Annotated in this window: 14 protein-coding genes; 5 read left to right on the top strand and 9 right to left on the bottom strand. The window is 69.6% G+C overall.

The genetic code is table 11. From position 1 onward, the window contains the following. The first annotated feature begins 5 nt into the window (after positions 1-5). A complete protein-coding gene (locus tag IE307_RS07640; RefSeq protein ID WP_191297058.1) occupies positions 6-707 on the top strand; it encodes a FadR/GntR family transcriptional regulator in 702 nt (233 codons plus the stop codon). Here the strand turns inward: IE307_RS07640 and IE307_RS07635 are convergent. Further along, complete coding sequence (locus tag IE307_RS07635; RefSeq protein WP_191297056.1) at positions 685-3,675, bottom strand: TIM-barrel domain-containing protein; 2,991 nt, start codon at positions 3,673-3,675, stop codon at positions 685-687. The two genes, IE307_RS07640 and IE307_RS07635, sit on opposite strands and share 23 nt — an antisense overlap. A gap of 136 nt (positions 3,676-3,811) precedes the next feature. Next, positions 3,812-4,417, bottom strand: coding sequence for a dihydrofolate reductase family protein (locus tag IE307_RS07630; protein WP_191297054.1), 606 nt, complete (start codon positions 4,415-4,417; stop codon positions 3,812-3,814). Positions 4,418-4,492: 75 nt separating this feature from the next. On the opposite strand from IE307_RS07630, the gene IE307_RS07625 reads away from it, so the two are divergent. Then, on the top strand, positions 4,493-5,356 hold the full coding sequence (locus IE307_RS07625; RefSeq protein ID WP_191297052.1) for a LysR family transcriptional regulator: 864 nt from the start codon (positions 4,493-4,495) through the stop codon (positions 5,354-5,356). On the opposite strand, the gene IE307_RS07620 is transcribed toward IE307_RS07625, so the two are convergent. Together IE307_RS07620 and IE307_RS07615 are read right to left on the bottom strand one after the other, a co-directional pair. After that, positions 5,346-5,894, bottom strand: a complete 549-nt coding sequence (locus IE307_RS07620; protein WP_191297050.1) for a DUF1062 domain-containing protein — start codon at positions 5,892-5,894, stop codon at positions 5,346-5,348. The two genes, IE307_RS07625 and IE307_RS07620, sit on opposite strands and share 11 nt — an antisense overlap. A gap of 131 nt (positions 5,895-6,025) precedes the next feature. Continuing rightward, positions 6,026-7,954, bottom strand: a complete 1,929-nt coding sequence (locus tag IE307_RS07615) for an FAD-dependent oxidoreductase (protein ID WP_191297048.1) — start codon at positions 7,952-7,954, stop codon at positions 6,026-6,028. A 299-nt stretch (positions 7,955-8,253) separates the two neighbouring features. On the opposite strand from IE307_RS07615, the gene IE307_RS07610 reads away from it, so the two are divergent. Further along, complete coding sequence (locus tag IE307_RS07610; RefSeq protein ID WP_505744277.1) at positions 8,254-9,792, top strand: GMC oxidoreductase; 1,539 nt, start codon at positions 8,254-8,256, stop codon at positions 9,790-9,792. Positions 9,793-9,805: 13 nt separating this feature from the next. On the opposite strand, the gene IE307_RS07605 is transcribed toward IE307_RS07610, so the two are convergent. From IE307_RS07605 to IE307_RS07585, 5 genes are all read right to left on the bottom strand, one after another. Then, positions 9,806-10,285: a carboxymuconolactone decarboxylase family protein gene (locus IE307_RS07605; protein ID WP_030479802.1), complete on the bottom strand. Its 480-nt coding sequence runs from the start codon at positions 10,283-10,285 to the stop codon at positions 9,806-9,808. Next, positions 10,282-11,361 carry an NAD(P)H-dependent amine dehydrogenase family protein gene (locus tag IE307_RS07600; protein WP_191297044.1) on the bottom strand — a complete coding sequence of 360 codons (1,080 nt, stop codon included), beginning with the start codon at positions 11,359-11,361 and terminating at the stop codon, positions 10,282-10,284. Before IE307_RS07600 ends, IE307_RS07605 begins: the two co-directional genes overlap by 4 nt. Before the next feature lie 85 nt (positions 11,362-11,446). Next, positions 11,447-12,640 (bottom strand): DNA polymerase IV, encoded by a 1,194-nt coding sequence (gene dinB / locus IE307_RS07595; protein WP_191297042.1) that lies wholly within the window; start codon positions 12,638-12,640, stop codon positions 11,447-11,449. Positions 12,641-12,670: 30 nt separating this feature from the next. Further along, positions 12,671-13,633, bottom strand: a complete 963-nt coding sequence (locus tag IE307_RS07590; RefSeq protein ID WP_191297034.1) for a serine hydrolase domain-containing protein — start codon at positions 13,631-13,633, stop codon at positions 12,671-12,673. A 9-nt stretch (positions 13,634-13,642) separates the two neighbouring features. Further along, positions 13,643-14,962, bottom strand: coding sequence for an MFS transporter (locus IE307_RS07585; protein ID WP_191297032.1), 1,320 nt, complete (start codon positions 14,960-14,962; stop codon positions 13,643-13,645). Between the two features lie 167 nt (positions 14,963-15,129). Between IE307_RS07585 and IE307_RS07580 the strand changes: the two genes are divergently transcribed. Further along, on the top strand, positions 15,130-16,647 hold the full coding sequence (locus IE307_RS07580; protein WP_229904499.1) for a phospholipid carrier-dependent glycosyltransferase: 1,518 nt from the start codon (positions 15,130-15,132) through the stop codon (positions 16,645-16,647). A 204-nt stretch (positions 16,648-16,851) separates the two neighbouring features. After that, a complete protein-coding gene (locus IE307_RS07575; protein ID WP_191297030.1) occupies positions 16,852-18,657 on the top strand; it encodes a trypsin-like serine protease in 1,806 nt (601 codons plus the stop codon). Positions 18,658-18,706 lie beyond the last annotated feature (49 nt).

Raw genomic sequence — 18,706 nt, 5'->3', positions numbered from 1 at the left:
GGACGATGTCCGAGGCATTGCGGCCGATGGTGAAGTCCCGCCTGTACGAGCAGGTGCTCGAACGGCTGCGCGCGCACGTCACCGAGGCCGGTCTGAGCGCGGGAGACAGGCTGCCCGCCGAACGCGACCTGGCCGCGAGCCTCGGCGTGAGCCGCGCGTCGGTCAAGCAGGCGATCGTGGTCCTGGAGGTCCAGGGCCTGGTCGAGGCACGGCACGGCGGCGGCACGTACCTCGTGCGCGACACCCTCGACGTCGAGCCGGTCGAGCAGCTCGTCGAACGCCGCAAGCGCCTCCCGGAGGTGCTGGAGGCCCGCGAGGCCCTGGAGACCAAGCTCGCCGAACTCGCCGCCGAACGCCGCACCGACGCCGAGCTCGAGACGATCCGCGAGGCGCTCGACTTCATGCGCGACGAGATCGCCGAAGGCGCGAACGGCGTGGAAGGGGATCGCCGCTTCCACGCCGCCGTCACCGCCGCCGCCCACAGCTCGCTGCTGGCCGACTTCATGAAGACCATCGCCCAGCAGATCACCGAGAGCCGCACGGAGTCGCTGCGCCAGCCGGGGCGCCCGTCCCGGTCACTGGCGCAGCACACCGCTATCTACGAGGCCATCGCCGCGGGCGACGCGAAGAAGGCCGCCGCGGCGATGCGCAAGCACGTCCGGACCGTCGCGAAGGTCCGGCTGCTCACCTGGGTGCCCGAAGACTGATCACCGGCAGCCCCTTGCTCTGCACGGTCCGGGTCGAGCCGTCGAGTTCGTGCACCACCACCGTCCACTTCCGCTTCGAGAACAACGTGGGCGACTGCACGGTCAGGAAGTCACCGGACTGCTTGATCCGGGTGCGCTTCCCCTTGTCCTCGTAGAGGGTGAACTCGCCCTTCGCGCCGGCCGTCACGTGCACGGTCAGCTCGTTCGCCGGGTTCTTGGCGTCGTTGGCGACGTCCTTCGTGCGCTCCACCAGGATTCCGCCCGAGCGCAGGAACACCGGCATGGTGTCCCAGCCCGCGCTGACCGTGGCCCACGTGCCGCCCTGGTGCACCTGGCCGGTGAAGTAGTCGGTCCACTGGCTGCCGGGCGGGAACCAGACCCGCGTGGAACCCACGTCACCCGGCGTGGTGATCGGCGCGACCAACATGTCCGGCCCGAGCAGGAACTGGCTGTCCACAGTGGAGTACGCCTCCGCGCTGCCGGGGTACTCGACCCAGGCCGGACGCACCATCGGCACACCGGTGCGGTTGGCCTGCTCCGCCAGCGTGTAGATGTACGGCACGAGCCGTTCCCGCAGGTTCAGGAACTTCGTCGCCGACGCCTGCGCGGCCGGTCCGTACTGCCAGGGCAACCGGTCGCTGTGGTTGCTGTGCAGGCGCGTGATCGGCTGGAACGCGCCGAGCTGCACCCACCGCGCGTACATGTCGTCTGGCATCTTGGTCGTGTAGCGGACCTGGCCGTTGTCGAGGTACTGCTCCGACCCGCGCAGCCCGGTCGTGTCGTTGTGGCCGCCGATGTCGTGACTGATGTTCGACATGCCCGTCGCCACGCCCTCGGCCGAGGTGTAGCCGATGGTGCCCTTCAGCACGCCCCACGTCGACGAGGTGTCACCGGTGAAGTGCAGGGTGGAGCGCTTCTCCGCCCACGGACCGGTCGGCAGCGGCCCGGCGCCGCTGTACCCACCGGCCTGCAACGACCCGAACCCGCGCGAGAACGCGAACGAGCCCATCTTCGAGTACTGCTCGTTGATCCACGTGTCCGGCGTGACGCCCCGCAACGACGAACCCGAGCCGTCGCAGCACCAGTCGAGCCACCAGAAGTCGGTCGGCATCTTGCGGTGCAGCTCGACGTAGGCCCGCAGCTGGTCGGGGTCGCCCCAGTCGAACACGTAGCAGTTGGTGCAGGAACCCTTGGCCAGCTTGCCCTTCGCGGTGGCCTGCGCCTGCGCGAAGTCCGGGTCGTCGCCCTGGATGCTCGGGTGGATGTTGAGCGTGCTTGCCAGGCCCTCGCTGTGCGCCCAGTCCAGGAACCCCTGCGGGTCCGGGAACTTCTGCTGGTCCATCCGCCAGCCGTTCCACAGGTTGTGCCCCTTGAAGTCGGTGTCGACCACGAGGACGTCCAGCGGCACGCCGTGCTGGCGGAACGCGGGCAGGATGCGGTCGCGGAAGTCGGCCGCCGTCCTGTCGATGTACTCGGAGTACCAGACCCCGTAAGCCCAGCGCGGCAACAACTTCGACCCGCCGGTCAGCGTTGCCAGGTCACCCAGCGCCGCCTTGTAGTCCTGGCCGTAGCCGAAGACGTAACCGTCCTGGTAGGGCTGCGCGCCCCGGTCCGCGCGCGGGGTCCCGTTGCGCAGAGCGGACGGCGTGTCGTCCAGCGTGTACCAGCCGTCGCGGTACATCAGGCCGGGGTACAGCTTCGGGTCACCGCTGTTGCCCGTGTAGCCGTCGAGCGAACGCCGGTACCCGCCGAGCGCGACGTGCTGCGCCGAACTGGTGAGCCCGATGGTGTCCAGGTTGACGTGGCAGCCGTTGTCCGGGCACGTGACCGCGAGGTCGGAAGTGCCCGCGGGCAACGGTATCTGCGCCGTGACCGTGGCCCACGTGGCCCAGTTCGCCGTGGTGGGCAACGTGACCGCCTGGCCGTTGACGAACACGGTCCGCGGCTCGTGCTTGCCGTCGCCACCGACGCCGTTGGCGTAGCGCAGCACCACGGGGTACGTGCCCGCGGCCGGAACGCTGCTCACGCGCTGGGTCAGCCGCGTGCCGCCGACCAGTTCGGCGACGAACCCGGTGCCCGCGAACCCGGCGTGCTCGTCGGCGATCTTGGCCGCGCCGCCGATGACGCCGTTCTCGGCCTCGCAGCTGGTGCCGAACCGGCAGTCGTCGACCGCTCGGGCCGTGGGGTAGGGCTGACCCGCCGTGAGCAGGGCGAGGCTGTCAACGTTGACATTGCCCGAGTCGCCCGCGCCCCGGGTCAGGGAGACGCGGTGCTCACCGGCCGAGAGGTCGACCTCCGTGGCGACCTGCTGCCAGTCGTCCCAGTTCGCCGTGCGCGGCAACATGATCTGCCGCGGCGCCTGGCCGTCGACGCTCAGGCCGAGCGTGCGGTTCTCGTGCTTGCCGTCGCCGCCCTGCCCGTTGGCGTACTTCACGACGACCCGGTGCCTGCCCGCACTGGTCGCGCGCACGGTGGCCGTGACGCCGTTGTTGGCGAAGGAGAACCCGGCGACGAAGCCCCAGCCGGTGTGACCGGCGTGGTCCGCCGCGACGAGCATGCCCTCGCGGTGCTGGTCCTCCGCCTCGCAGAGCTGTCCGGTCGCACAGACCACCCGCCGCCACGGGGACGCGGTCGTGCCGGCCGTCTTGAGCTCGATGTTGTCCGCGCGGAACGGGCCGGAGCCCACGCGGTAGCGCAGGGTCATCGCCGAGGTGGTGATGACCAGCCAGCCGTTCTCGGTCCGCGAGCTGTAGGAGGTGCGGGGGAACATGCGATTTATAACGTTGTAAGTCGCCTGGTTCTCGAAGGCGCGGTCCCCGGCGAACTCGGACCGGATCAGGGTGGGGGAGAGGATCTGGAACCGGGCCTGCCCCGAGGTGACCGTGCCGTTCGGCTGGGCGGTCGCGGGTGCGGGCAGGACCAGGCTCAGGAGTGCTAGCAGAGGGACGATCGTCGTGCGTTTCCGCATTCGTGCTCCTCGTCTGACGCCGTCGGCTTCCGAGGTGTTCAGGTAGCTGAACCTTCCTCACCTTGGCGTGACGAGGTTGAGCGATCAAGAGGCCACTTGGCCCACCGTCTCAACTGGCGAACGGGTCACGTGGGGCTCACCTGATGACGCGGTAGGTCACGTGCGTGAAAGACGCCTTGGCCCGTGACTCGACCTGGTCCAGCCGCAGCCCGGGAACGCCGTCGAACAACCGCGTGCCGGCGCCGAGCGTGATCGGCACGATCCGCAGCCGCAGCTCGTCGACGAGACCCGCGGTTAGGTACTGGTTGACGGTGGAAGCGCCGCCGTGGATGGAGATGTTGCCGTTCCCAGCCGCTTCCCTGGCGAGTCCGAAGGCCGCCGCGATGCCCTCGGTCACGAAGTGGAACGTGGTGCCGCCCTCCATCGGCTGCGGTGCGCGCGGGTGGTGGGTGAGCACGAAAACCGGTGCGTGATAAGGAGGGTTGTCGCCCCACCACCCGTTCCACACGCGGTCCCACGAGCCGCGGACAGGCCCGAACATGTTGCGGCCCATGATGAACGCCTTCGTCTCAGCCAGGCGGTCCAGCTGCCACCGCTGCTCTTCGGGGTCTTCCATCCACGCGTGCAGCTCGCTGCCCCAGCCGTCGCCGCCGTCGTCCCCGAACGGCCGGTCCTCGGCCTGACCGAGCCCCGCCGCGTAGCCGTCGAGGGAGATCGAGAGATCACAGGTCACCTTCGTCATGAACCCAAGCCTGAACCGCACGACCCATGACGTCCAATGCCAAAAACCTGCCGCTTTCATTGATAACGTTGATGAATGCTCAGCCTGGTGCACCTCGAGGTGCTGGCGGCGGTGGCCCGGCACGGATCGGTGACCGAGGCCGCCAAGGAGCTGCACTACTCGCAGCCGTCGGTGAGCCATCACCTGTCGAGGCTGGAAGCGGCCACGGGCGTGAAGCTCGTGCAACGGGTCGGAAGAGGGATCCGCCTGACGCCGGAAGGCCTGCTGCTGGCCGGTCGTGCGGCCGAGATCGTCGGCCGGGTCGATGCCGCCACCACCGAACTGGCGGCGCACGCGGGGCTGAGGTCGGGGCGGGTCAGGGTGGCCGCCAACGCCTCCGCGGCCGCCACGATCGTTCCGGAGGTGGCCGCGGCCCTGGCGGAGAGGCATCCCGGGCTGGAGCTGAGCTTGTTCGAACGGCACCCGGTCGAAGCGCTCGAGATGGTGCGGCACGGCGAGGTCGAGATCGCCGTCGTCTTCCGGCACGCCGGCGCCCCAGCCGAGGAGGGCTTCCGGTTCGTGCACCTCGGTGACGACCCGATCCACCTGATCAGCCGGCAGCAGGACGACGGCCTCGCGAACCACCGCCACTCGGCGTGGATCGGCGGGTGCGACGCGTGCCGCGAAGAGCTGGAGGTGGTCTGCCGGAGCGAGGGCTTCGCGCCGCGGATCTCCTCGCACAGCGACGACATGGTGGTGGTCCAGGCCCTCGTCGCCGCCGGTGCGGGCGTCGCGGTCCTGCCGGGACTCGGCCTGAGGGCCCACCGCAGGCCGGACGTCCACGCGACGGAGCTGAAGGGCTTCCACCGCGAGATCCACGCGGCCACGTACGGCGACCCGCCCGACCCTCCGGGCGTGGCCGCCGTACTGGCCTTGCTGAGGCGAGTGCTCAGCGCTTGAGCGTGAAGGTGAAGTCGCCGGAGACCTTGCCGGTCAACCTGATGGCGGACACGACCTTCCCGTCGGCGATCAGCCGTTCGACCTCACCGCGCGTCAGACCGCACGCGTCCGCGATGAGCCGCACCGGCCGCACGGGGATCCGCGCCGCGAACCGCACCTCCACGTCGGCCACCTCCAGGTCCAGGTGGCCGGACCCGCCTGTGTCGAGCCGCCACGCCCCCTCCCAGTCGAGGGAGACGTGGTTGCGCTTCTGCAGAACGGAGTCCTGCAGAAGCTCGGGCACGAGCGCGGGATCGTTGGCGTGCAACCGGTCCAGCAGCGCGGGCCGGACGGAACGCACGTGGGTCCGCTCGAAGATCGTGAGCTTGACCGTGTCCCCGCACCCGGTGCAGAGCAGCAGGAGCCACGCGTCGAGGACCTTGTGGTTGGCGTTGACGCGGAACTTGCCGCTCGCCCGGAAGCGGTCGGCGGCGCACACGTGGCAACGACGGCGGACGAGAGGAAGGCAGGTGGGCACGACGGCCCAGGTGATGAGCACAGGAGTACACCGTTCGGTGAGAAATCCGCAGCAAAGGGAGCGCGGCGCTCAGAGAAGGAGCGGCGCGCCACGAAGACCAGCGCTTGGGAGAACTCAAACGGTGTACAACGGCAGGTCCCAGCCTCGACGACTCAGTCGGGCAGCACCGTAACGGCCCTGGGTTGCGGCCCTCCACTCAATTTCGGCAGCGTCGCGGTCCCGAGCACGCCCTCCAGTTGCTCCCACCGCGTCACGAGGTCGGAGAGCATCAGCATCATCACGTCGGGGAAGGCGTACAGGAAGCTCTGGTAGCGGTAGTGGTCCAGGTAGAACACCACGACGTCGTCGGTCAGCGCCGTCACGGAGGTGGTGCGGGCGTTGAAGAACATGTCGTAGTGGCCGAGCAGCCCGCCGCGGCCGAGGATCGCGCGTTCGTAGATGCCGCCGAAGTCGATCTCGACCTGGCCGGAGGCGACCAGGAACACGCCGTGCGCCTCGTCGTCCTCGTGGAAGAGCGTGTCGCCCGCGGTGTAGGGGATCTCGTCGAACATCGACGCGAGGGTCTCCAGTTCGGAGTCCGCCAGGGCCGCGAACAACCGCACCCCGTGCGGGTCGACGCTCTCCCGCAGGCACGCGACCCGTTCGGTGAGCTCGCGCTCGGTGATGTGGTTCATCCGCATCCGCACGAACCGCAGCATCCTGTCGGTGTTGCGGGACTGGGCACGGGATTTCCCGGCGCTGGGCGGCGTGTAGAGCCCGGAGTCGCCGCTGATCCGCGCCGCCTCGCGCCGCCCGGTCTCGTAGGCGCTGTGCACGCAGCCCCAGTGGTACGGGTTCGTGCCCTCGCCGGCGAAGAACAGCCCGTCGCCGACCGGTTCGGCGAGCGTCGCGATGTCCTTCGACGACGAGCCGACACCGATGCACGTGTAGGAACCCAGCGCGTACGGATCTGAGGACCACGTGGTGCGCGAGACGCTCGCGGGCGCCGGTGCTTCCTCGCCGAACAGGTCCTGGACGACGGAGGTGGCGTACGCCGAGACCTCCTCCGGGGACCACGTCTCCATCTCACGGCCGAGCGAGGCGCCGAGCAGCATCACCAGGATCGGCTTGCCGTGCGACTTCCACATGCTGATGACGACGGTGGGGTAGCGGTCGGTGTCCCGGCACAGGTAACCGAAGACGTACTGTTCCGTGGGCCAGAACGGTTCGGCGTAGTGCAGCGCGATCTTGTTGAGCGTGCCGTAGCCGAGCCGGGCGATCGCCGACCGCTTGGCCTCGGGCAGGGGCGGCACGAACTCGACCGTCCCGGCCTTGAGCACTCCCAGCGGCAGCGTGACGAGCACCTTGTCCGCCTCGAACACGCCCTGGTCCGTCGTCACGCGCCCTTCCTCCACGCGCGTGACCACGTGCCCGAGCCGGATGTCGAGATCGCCGGCCATGGCGTCCACAACGGACTGGTAGCCCTCGTGCAACGTGCTGTCGCCGTAACCGTAGACGAGATAACCCTCTTCCCAGTGCTTCAACGAGAGCTTGTCCGGGTCCTCCGCCGCGTCCTCGCGCAGGATCACGTTCAGGTGGTACCGCACGGCCTGTTCGTCCTCTGAGGACAGCCGGTGCTCGGCGAGGACCTGCCGCATCGCCTCGCCCAGCGGCACGTCCGGGTGGTCCTCCCTGCGCGCCACCGCGGCGCGGCGTTCCAGCTCGTGCAGCACCTCGTCGGCCAGTTCGAGGGTGCGGCTCTTGTAGCGGTGGTTCACCGCCCGCAGGTCCGCCCCGAACAGGTCGAGGCTGTCGAACCCGCCGGTGTAGGCGCTGTCCCCGCCCACGTAGCTGTACGGGATCCCCAGGTCCTCGACCAGTTCGGTGATCGGGTTGCCGTCGGTGCCGTGGATCCAGTGCGCGCCCAGGTCGACCCCGTGCTCGTCGGTCCAGATCCGGCCGCCGACGCGGTCACGGGCCTCCAGGACGGTGACGGCGTGGCCCCGTTTGCGCAGCGCGCGCGCCGCCGCCAGGCCGGACATCCCCGCACCCACCACCAGGACGCTCGCTCTCGCGTCCTCACCACCAGATACCTCGGGCATCGCTCGATTGTCGGGCGACCATGCGTGTCCGAACATTCCCGGATCGTGTGGTCGTGCTGGGCCGTCCGGGTTGTCCGCGCGGGCCGCGAATCTCCGTGCCAAGACCCCTGCCTGCGCTGGGCTCCCCGAGCGAACCGGGACTACCAGGTAGTGACTTGATCTACAAGCGCCGGTATAACTTGTTCTCATGCGCCCACAGTGAGGAAGATCACATGACCCACACAATGACGTGTGACAACGGTTTCGAGGGTCCTTCACGACGTTCGTTCATTGCTGGAACAGGTTCTATTCTTGGGGCCGTGGCCCTCGGTGGCGTCGCTCCGGTGGCACGGGCGGCGACGTCGATCGCGGACGCGGCGGTCGTTCCGGCCCTGGTGATCGGCACCGGGTACGGCGGTTCCGTGACGGCTCTGCGTCTCGCCCAGGCCGGTGTCGACGTCCACATGGTCGAGATGGGCATGGCGTGGGACACCCCCGGTGCGGACGGGAAGATCTTCGCCAACACCACCACACCGGACCAGCGGTCGTTCTGGCTGCGCACCAAGACCAAGCAGCCGCTGAGCAACTTCCTGGGCTTCCCGATCGACAAGGCGATCCCGAAGTACACCGGCATCCTCGACGCCGAGGAGTTCGCCGGCATCACCGTCTACCAGGGACGCGGTGTCGGTGGCGGTTCACTCGTGAACGGCGGCATGGCCGTGACGCCGAAACGGGAGAACTTCGCCGAGGTCCTGCCGACGGTGAATCCCGACGAGATGTACAACACCTACTACCCGCGCGCCAACGCCGAGCTCGGCGCGAGCCTGATCAGGTCGGCCTGGTTCGAGAGCACCCCGGCCTACCAGTACGCGAGGGTCGGCCGGAAGCACGCCCAGCGGTCGAACTTCCCGTACGTCTTCGTGCCCACCGTGTACGACTGGAACTACATGGAGCAGGAGGCGGCGGGCACGGCCACGAAGTCGGCGCTCGCGGGGGAGATCCTCTACGGCAACAACTTCGGCAAGAAGTCGCTGCAGAAGACCTACCTCCCCAAGATCAGGGCCACCGGCCGCGTCACCATCTCGCCGCTGCACCGGGTCGTCGACGTCAGGCCGGCCACGGGCGGCTACAAGGTCACCATCGAGCAGCTCAACACCACCGGTGACCCGATCGCCGTCAAGGAGGTGACCGCGGCGAAGGTGTTCTTCGCGGCGGGCAGCGTCGGCACCAGCAAACTGCTGGTCAAGCTGAAGGCCACGGGCGCGCTGCCGAACCTGAACGGTGAGGTCGGCAAGGGCTGGGGCGACAACGGCAACGTCATGTGCGGCCGCGCCAACCACCTGTGGGACCCCACGGGCCAGCTGCAGTCGTCGATCCCGACCCTGGGCATCGACAACTGGGCGGCCGGCGGCGCCTTCGCCGAGGTGGCGCCGCTCCCGACCGGGATCGAGACGTACGCGTCGTTCTACCTGTCGATCACGAAGACCCCCAACCGCGCCCAGTTCACCTGGAACGCCGCCGCGGGCAAGGTCGACCTGAACTGGCAGACCGCGTGGAAGAACGTCTCCATCAACGCCGCGAAGACCATCTTCGACAAGATCAACTCGAAGGAGGGGACGATCTACCGGACCGATCTGTTCGGCGTGTACAAGATCTGGGGCGACCACCTGACCTACCACCCGCTGGGCGGCGCCGTGCTGAACAGGGCGACCGACAACTACGGGCGGTTGCAGGGACATCCGGGTCTGTACGTCGTGGACGGTTCGCTGATCCCCGGCTGCACCGTGGTGAACCCGTTCGTCACGATCACGGCGCTGGCCGAGAGGAACATCGAGAAGATCATCGCGACCGACTTCTGACGGCCGGGACCCCTCAGAACTTCGGCAGCACGCAGATGGCGTCGAGGCCGAACACCCGGTTCAGCCTGCCGAACACGAGCCACGCCCCGACGCTCATCGTGAGTTCCACGATCTCGACCTGGCTGTAGTGCGCGGTCATGCGGGACCAGAACTCGTCGTCCAGACCGTGGTGATCCAGTGCGTACCGCTCGGCGTACTCCGCGGCCAGCCTCGCCCGGTCGTCGAAGGCGTCGGTGGTGCGCCACTGGGTCACCGCGTCGATGAAGTCGTCCTCGACCTTCTCGCCGTCGCGTTCGGTCCGCCACTCCAGGCAGAACATGCAGCCGTTGATCTGCGCGATCCGCAGCCGCGCCGCCTCGAACTCGCGCAACCCCAGCGTCGTGTGCTGGTACACGGCCAGCGAGAGGTTCGCGGCGGCCATGCCGATGCCCGGAACGAGCTCGCCCCACACGTATCCGATGGGGTCCTTGCCCTCGGGGATGTCGATGTTCACGGCCTGCTCCTTCCGAGCTTGCCCGCGACGGGGCGCAACGGGACGTCGAGCGCGTCGTAGAGGCCGGGTTCCGCGCCGGCCAGCCAGTCGATGGCGTTGACGATGCGGCCGACCGCCGTGGCGTTGCCGCCCGCGGACCGGTTCTCGCCCTCGTCGACGGCCTCGACCGACACCTCGATGCGCGGCCGGCCCTCGATGATCACCTTGTGCGCGCCGTCCCCGGACGGCGGCATGGGCCAGTCCGTGGCGCACGAGGCGTGGATGCGCGTGACGTGCTCGATGACGATCAGCGGTTCGCCGTCAACGATGCCCTGCACCTCGAACCGGATCGCGCCCTGGGTGCCCTTCTCGAACTCGCCCATGGTCCGCGTCGTCACCGTCTCGTCGAGCGCGCGCCGGTCGACGGTCTCGCGGATCTCGTCGATCTCGACGCCCAGCGCCCTGGCCATGAGCCGGACCTGCCCGCCCCAGATCATGGTCGGCACGGTCGCCATGATCATCGGCGCCTCGTAGTCGAGCGGCTGCCCGAACCCGATCAGCCATCGCACCGCGTCGGGCTGGTCGTAGGTCGAGTAGTCGAAGATCTCCTGGCAGCGCACGGCGTCGATCCGGCTGCCGAGGCCGCTGATCATCAGCGGCAGCACGTCGTTGCCCCAGCCGGGGTCGACGCCGGAGACGAACAACGACCCGCCGCCCTCCTCGATCGCGGCTAGAACCGGTTCTCGCAACTCGGGCGGCGCGCTGCGGTGGTCGTACAGCGCGTACAGAGACGGCGTGACGACGACCGCGCCCGCCCTGATCGCCCTCGTGATGTCGGCGAGGGCGTCGTCCGGCCTGATGTCGCCCGACGCCGCGTACACGACGGCGCGCGGACTTGCGGCCAGCACCGCCTCGATGTCGGTGGTGGCCGCCACTCCCAGCTCGTGATCCAGTCCGGCGAGGTCACCGGCGTCCCGGCCCGCCTTCTCCGGGTTGTGGACGACCACGGCCGTCAGCTTCAGTGCCGGATGGGCCTCGACGGCACGAATCGCGGCACGGCCTACGTTTCCGGTGCCCCACACCACTGTGGCGATCATGCGGGTAGATTAACTAGAACACGTTTCAGTTTACAAGGGTCCATCAGGTGTAAAGCCGGACGGCTGGACCCAGGCTCGTCGCGGTTCAGTCCGGCAGCAGAGGCACGGAGATGCCGGGATCGCGGCCGAGCAGCGCCGCTCGCGTGACCGACCTGGACCCGAAGCGGTCGCGGACGTGGTCGAGCGCGGCGTCCAGGGCGGCCGGCTTCTGCTCCTCGAACGGCAGCGCCATCTGCATCGGCGCGTCGTCCTGGAGGTTGGTGAGGGAGACGCCCAGCAGCGTGATGCCCCGGCCGGTGATCAGGGGCATCACGCCGCCGAGCAGGTCCCTCGCCGCGGCCAGCAGCACCTCGGTCTCCGTCGTCGGAGTCCCGATCGTGTGGGAGCGGGTGGCGCGGGAGAAGTCGGCGAACCGCAGGCGCAGCACCACGGTCCGGCACGCGCGGTGGGCCGTGCGGAGCCGGCGCGCGATGCCGTCGACCAGTGAGGCGAGGACGGCGTCCAGGTCGTCGCGCGTGCGTTCGCGGCGGCCCAGCGCGCGTTGCGAACCGATCGAGCGGCGCCGGCGTCCGGTCTGGACCGGCCGCGGGTCGTGGTTGTGCGCCAGTGCGTGCAGGTGCCGGCCCGCCGCCCTGCCGATCATCGAGACCAGTGCCGCCTCACCGAGCGCGGCGACCTCGCCGACCGTCCGCAGGCCCAGGCCGTGCAGCTTGGCCGCCGTCACCTCGCCGACGCCCCAGAGCCGTTCGACGGGCAGGGGGTGCAGGAACTCCAGCTCGTGACCGGCGGGCACGACCAGCAGCCCGTCGGGCTTCGCGACCCCGCTCGCGACCTTGGCCAGGAACTTCGTCCGCGCCACCCCGACCGTGATCGGCAGCCCGACCCGCTCCAGCACAGCCGCCCGCAGCCGTGCGGCGATCACCTCGGGTGGCCCGGCGATCCGGTGCAGGCCGCCGACGTCGAGGAACGCCTCGTCGATCGACAGGCCTTCGACCAGCGGCGTCGTGTCGCGGAAGACCTCGAACACCGCCTTGCTCGCCGCCGAGTAGGCCGCCATGCGCGGCGGCACCACGACCGCGTGCGGGCACAACCGCCGGGCCGCCGCGCCGCCCATCGCGGTGCGGACGCCGAACGCCTTGGCCTCGTAGCTCGCGGCCAGCACCACGCCGCCACCGACGATCACCGGGCGGCCGCGCAGGCTCGGGTCGTCCCGCTGCTCGACCGACGCGTAGAACGCGTCGAGGTCGGCGTGGAGGATCGGGGTGGCGCTCACGAACACATGTTCGCATCCATCACCCGTTCAGAACAGTCACATGAGCGCACGAGCCATCGGCCACGCGCCGGGGGAGGTGTTCGACAGGACCGTGGTGGTGGTGCCGGTGTGCGGGTCGTGAGTGGACTTGAACGACGCTCCGGCGTCGTACCCGGCGAGGATCACGGTGTCGTCGGTCTCGTGCAGCCAGAACCCGAGCCCGTAGCGCAGCGACTCCTCGGGAACGTGGTGGCGCGGCTTCGTCGCGACCTCGGCGTCCTCGCCGGCGAACAGGGCGCGCCAGAACTTCGTCATGTCACCCGCGGTGGTGTGGATGCCGCCGTCACCGTTCGCCAGCACGGGCAGGTGGAAGACGTTGGACCGGTCCCCGCCCTCCAGGTAGCCCACGGCCGCGTCGCCCGGCAGTTCGTCCGACCGCAGGAAATCGGTCCTGGTCAGGCCCGCCGGGCCGAGCACCCTGGAGCGGACGAGGTCGTGGTAGCCCTGCCTGCTGGCCCGTTCCGCCAGCAGCGAGAGCACCACGTAACCGCCGTTGCAGTAGCCGAACCGCTCACCGGCCTTGAACTTCGGGGGATGTCCGTCCAGCAACGGCAGGAAAGCCTCGGTCGTGGTCAGCACGTGCGCCGCGCCGATCACGTAGTCGTCGGCCTCCCAGTCGCCTTCCTCGTCGAGGTAGTCGCCGATGCCGGACGTGTGGGTGAGCAGGTGCTCGACCGTCACGTCGTCGGCGATCAGCGGGAGGTCGTCGCCGAGCAGCGACCGGGCGGTGGTGTCGAGCGCCAGCTTCCCCTCGCGGATCAGGGAGAGCACGGTCAGCGCCGTGAACCCCTTGCCACCGCTGGCGATGCCGAACCTGGTGTCGACGGTGTTGGGCACGCCGTACGCGCGGTTCGCGAGCCCGTAGGCCTTCGCGAACTCGACCTGTCCGGCGCGGTCGACCTGGACCACGCCGGAGAAACCCGTCTCAGAAGCGATCTTGTCCATGTCTCCCAACGGCATCCGGGCAGGCTAGCCCCGCACGGCCGCCTCGCTGAAGCGAATTTTCCGCTGCAACACCAGCGGTGCCAGCACCACGGCCGCCGCCAGCAGGAAGCCGAGCTGGAACGAGACCCCTGCCGTGAGCAACGCGGCCGCGACCTGAACTCCCAGTGCCGCACCGATCGCGCGCGCGATCCCGCACGTCGCCGCCGCAACCCCGGTGTCCTGCTCGCCGACCGAGGCGATCACGGCCGTGTAGGTGGCGGTGGACGCGGTTCCGACACCGAGTCCGAGCGTCACCAGCATTCCTGCCGCGATCTGCCACGGCACGTCGTGCCAGCCGGCCAGGAACAACGTTCCCGAGGCCGTGAGTGCCAGACCCACCACCATCGCGACCCGAACCCCGGCGCGTCGCACGAACAAGCCGGACAACGGCCCGACCACGACGGCGACCGCCACGGTGGGGAAGAGGTGCAGGCTGATCTCGGTGGCGGTGGCACCGAACCCGGAGAGCAGTTGCGGCACCAGGAAGTACGTTGCCGAGTAGCTCGCCCCGAGCGCCCCTGCCGTGATGCTCGCCGTCCACACCCCGCGCGCACGCAGGACGCCGAGGTCGATCAGCGGATGTTCGGCGCGGCGTTCGACCGCGACCCAACCCGCGCCGGACGCGAGTGCCACCACGAGCAGTGCGGCGGCAGCGAGAAGTCCCTGCGGTGCAAGGAAGAGGGCCAGCATGAGCGAGGCGAGCGCCAACGCCAGCAACAGGCCGCCGAGCCAGTCCAGCCGCGCTCGCCGCACGTTTCGTGCGCCGGGCAACGCGAACGGCGCGACGAGCGCCACCGCGGCCACGACCAGGGCCGGCAGCAGGAACATCCACTGGCGCGACAGGGCGTCCGCGAGCGGCCCGGCGACGAGCACGCCCAGACCGGTGCCGACGGTGAACAGACCGGTGAGCACGCCGACCGCGACCGGTGTGGACTCGCTGAACGGTTGCCGTGCCACGACGAACGACACCGGCAGCACGCCGCCGCCGAGTCCTTGCAGGAACTGCCCGAGCAGGATCGCGGGGAACGTCGTCGCGAACGCCGACAGCACGGCCCCGGCGACGATGCACCAGGTCAGCACCAGCAACGTCCGACGCCCGCCGCGGTCGTCGGCGATCTTCGCGACGATCGGCATGGTGATGGCCGACGTGATGATCAGCGTCGTGGACAGCAGCCCGGCCTGGGCCGGGTCGAGGCCGAGTTCGCGTTGCAGCAACGGGAGCGCGGGGAACGGGATGCTCTCGAGCGCGCCGATCGTGACGGCCAGCGCCGCCAGGACTGCCATCGAGCGGGTGGATCCGGTCACGGCTGGTCTCCCTCGTCCGGGGGCCAGTAAAGCTACAACCTGTAGTTGAAATGCGGTAGGGGATTCCACGACGACTTGTAGCGAAATGTGCAGGCAACCTGTTCGGCGGGCATCCCGTTTCAGGACAGTGTCGGGTTCGTCCACCCACCTGAGAGGACCGAGCGGTCTTGTCGCTCGTCACGATCCAGCGCCCCGCCGTGGTGCCCCTGCCGACCGTGCAGGTGAGCGCACCCCGGCGGTGGCTGTTCGTGCTGGTGGCGGCGGTGCTCCTGACCCAGATGGCAATCGCCATGATCACCACGGCCGTCCGGCAGACGCCGACCGTCGACGAGCCCGTCTACATCGGCGCCGCCGTCGTGCAGCTGGAGCAGCACAGCCTGCGCTACAACCCGGAGCACCCCCCGCTCGGCAAGCTGATCATGGCGACCGGTCTCGCGTTCGCGGACGTGCGGTTCGACCCGGACTTCCGGGGCGACCAGACCGAGTTCGGCCGGCACGTGCTCTACGAGTCGGGCAACGACCCCGGCGCGCTGCTCCTGGCGGCCAGGCTTCCGATGATCGTGCTCACGCTGCTGTTCGGGCTGGTCGTTCTCCTGTTCGCCACGGACGTCTCGAACCGGTCCGGCGGCCTCGTCGCGCTGGCGCTGTACGGGTTCTCGCCCGACCTCATCGCGCACGGATCGCTGGCCACGCTGGACGTTGCGGCAGCCGGGTTCGTGCTCACCTCCGCCTGGCTGTCGTGGCGAGCGCGGACCGACCCGGCCCTGTACCTGCCGTTCGCCGGGCTGGCGCTCGGCGCGGCCCTCGCGACGAAGACGAACACCCTCGCCGCCGTGCCGGTCGTCCTGGCCCTGGTGGCATGGCAGGCCGGATATCGGGCCGCGGTCGGTGTGCTGCTGGCGGCGACCACCGTCGTCTGGATCTCCTACGTCTCGGTGGACTCCTCCGCGGCGTTCCCCCAGGCCTACCTGGACGGGATCCACCTCCAGCTGGGACTGGAGAACCGCGTCTGGGGCGGGTACCTCTTCGGCACGCACTACGAGGGCTCGCGCTGGTACTACCTGCCAGCCGCGTTGCTGGTGAAGACACCGCTGGGCGCACTGCTGCTCTGGGCTGCCGGAGCCGCCGCGATGATCGGGCGCCCGGCGGCCGCGTACGTCCTCGCTCCCACCGCCGTGCTGCTGGCCGTCGCCATGACCGGCAGCCGCGACCTCGGCGTCCGGTACGCGATCTTCGTACCGATGTTCCTCGCCGTCGCCGCCGCCGTGGTCGCGCACCGGCGCTACGCCGCGATCGCGGTGGCGCTGGTCGCCGCCAGTTCACTGTGGACGTTCCCGTACTACCTGCCGTACTCCAACGAGGTGTTCGGCGGCCCGTCCAAGACCCACCTGCACCTGCACGACTCGAACGTCGACTGGGGACAGGACCTCGGCAGGCTCGCCGAGCGGCTCAAGCGGTACCCGGGCGAGCGGACGTGGCTCGTCTACAAGGGCGCCGGAGTGCCCGAGCACCACGGGATCCACGCCTCTGACCCGCGCGAGGCGCCGCGGGACGAGGTGAAGGGGCTGCTCGTCGTGTCCAACACGGCGATCGCCAAGGCCGACGACCTGCTGCGGGCACTGGTCGACACGAGCACTCCGATCGACGTCGTCGGCCACTCCATCACGATCTTCCGCCGACCGTAGGTCTTGTCCGGTGGGTCCGCCCGCGATGGTCGCGGCCGAGGGCCTCGGAGGCGGCGGACAAGACCGTAGGTGGTGAAAGTTCCGTACCCCTACGGATGCGGACCCTGATTGTTCCGCACGTGCCCTGCTCCGACAGTGATCGCAGCGAACGGCCGCCATCCCTGCCCTGAGGTGGGCGTTCCTGAGATCCGGAGAGGAACCAACGTGACGAGAACACGGTCATGGGGCCTGGTGGCCCTGGTCGCGGCCTCGGTGCTGACGCCCGTCGGCACCGCGAACGCCGCACCGCCGAACGCCCCTGCGGCGAACTACCTGGGGGACACCGTCCCCGCGAACCTCGGTGACGCCTCGCCCCTGTTCGCCGGCGGGCAGAACGCCACCGTGAGCGAGTTCCCCGGCATCGTCGCCGGGATCCGCGCCGGTGGCACCCGGCCGGAGGGACAGACCTGCAGCGGCACGGTCGTGGCGCCGCGCAAGATCCTGATCGCGGCGCACTGCGCGGACGCCCAGGGCGAGAAGAGGTTCGTCTACGGTCTCGACGACCTCAAGGACTTCAACGGCGGCAACGGATCCGGGTTCGCCGTCAACGTCGTCAGCTACAAGAAGCACCCGAAGTACGTCAACTTCGACCAGGGCTTCGACGTCGCCGTCGTGACCGTGGACCGCGACATCGCGCTCAAGGGCGGTGCCGCGTACCCGAAGTTCGCGACGAGTGCCGACTCCGGCGGTGCGGCGCCCGGCAAGACCGGTGTCGGGTACGGCTACGGCAAGAAGGACTTCAACGACACCTCGGCGGATGTCACCCTCGACAAGGCGAGTCTGCCGGTCGTCAACGGGGACAGCGTCTGCCAGGGCGTCGGCGCGGGCTTCAAGTCGGCGACCATGATCTGCGCCGGGTACTCCGACGGCCGGACCACGATCCTGCCCGGTGACAGCGGCGGCCCGCTGGTCGTCGACGGCAAGATCTACGGCGTCGCGTCGTGGAGCCGGTCGGACTTCAAGTGGTACTCGATCTACGGCCGCCTCGACAACGAGATGGGCGACTGGGTCAGGACCGAGGTCGGCCAGCAGCCGCCGGTCGGCGACTTCGGCCTGACCGTCGCGCCGGGCAGCGGGTCGGTCGCGGCGGGCAAGACGCTGTCCGCGGGCATCACCACCACGGCCGGTTCCGGCGGCGCGGAGAACGCCACGTTGTCAGCGTCCGGGCTGCCCAGCGGGGTGAAGGCGGTCTTCCAGCCGACGTCGGTCACCACCGGCAACTCGGCCAAGGTCACGTTCGAGGCGACCACCTCGGCCGCGAACGGCACCTACGAGATCACCGTCACCGGCACCACGTCGAGCGGCAAGACCGCGTCCGGCAAGTACTCGCTGACCGTCACCGGCGGTGGGGATCCGCAGCCGGGCGACTTCACATTGGGAGCCTCGCCGAGCAGTGTGAAGGCGGCCAAGGGCAAGTACGTCTCCACGACCATCTCGTCCGGCGGTGACGGCCAGACGATCACCCTCACGGCGTCGGGTGTGCCCACCGGCGTGAAGGCGGCGTTCCAGCCGGCCTCGATCGGCGCGGGTTCGTCGGCCAAGCTGACGCTCGACGTGTCGTCCACGGCGACCGCCGGAACCTCGTCGATCACGGTCACCGGCACCGACGCGAACGGCAAGACGGCCACCACCGCGGTGTCGCTCACGGTCGAGGGCTCCCAGGAGCCGCCGACCGGTGAGGTCACCGTGACCGCGACGCCGTCGTCCGCGAGCGTCAAGCAGGGCCTGCTGGCCCAGACGTCGGTGAAGGCCAGTGGTGGCACCGGGAACCTGACGCTGACCGCGTCCGGTGTCCCCGCCGGTGCGCAGTTCTCGTTCAACCCGGCCACGATCGGCCAGAACGGCACCAGCAACGTCTGGATCTTCACCAACTTCTCCACCCCGCCCGGCACCTACCCGATCACCGTCAAGGCCACCTCGGCCGACGGGAAGACCGGCACGACGACGTTCACGCTGACCGTCACCCGCTAGACCCCCTTCGGGGACAGGGGAAGAGCCCCGGAGCCTGCTGGCTCCGGGG

It is taken from the genome of Lentzea cavernae, from assembly GCF_014653695.1.
GTDB classification, from domain to species: Bacteria; Actinomycetota; Actinomycetes; order Mycobacteriales; family Pseudonocardiaceae; genus Lentzea; species Lentzea cavernae.
This window is presented reverse-complemented; position numbering and strand designations above follow the sequence as displayed.

Excerpts from the sequence above, each read along its gene's own strand:
- IE307_RS07600 (WP_191297044.1), bottom strand. The coding sequence starts at position 11,361 with ATGATCGCCACAGTGGTGTGGGGCACCGGAAACGTAGGCCGTGCCGCG.
- IE307_RS07590 (WP_191297034.1), bottom strand. The coding sequence starts at position 13,633 with ATGCCGTTGGGAGACATGGACAAGATCGCTTCTGAGACGGGTTTCTCC.
- IE307_RS07630 (WP_191297054.1), bottom strand. The coding sequence starts at position 4,417 with ATGACGAAGGTGACCTGTGATCTCTCGATCTCCCTCGACGGCTACGCG.
- IE307_RS07635 (WP_191297056.1), bottom strand. The coding sequence starts at position 3,675 with ATGCGGAAACGCACGACGATCGTCCCTCTGCTAGCACTCCTGAGCCTG.
- IE307_RS07640 (WP_191297058.1), top strand. The coding sequence starts at position 6 with ATGTCCGAGGCATTGCGGCCGATGGTGAAGTCCCGCCTGTACGAGCAG.
- IE307_RS07625 (WP_191297052.1), top strand. The coding sequence starts at position 4,493 with ATGCTCAGCCTGGTGCACCTCGAGGTGCTGGCGGCGGTGGCCCGGCAC.
- IE307_RS07615 (WP_191297048.1), bottom strand. The coding sequence starts at position 7,954 with ATGCCCGAGGTATCTGGTGGTGAGGACGCGAGAGCGAGCGTCCTGGTG.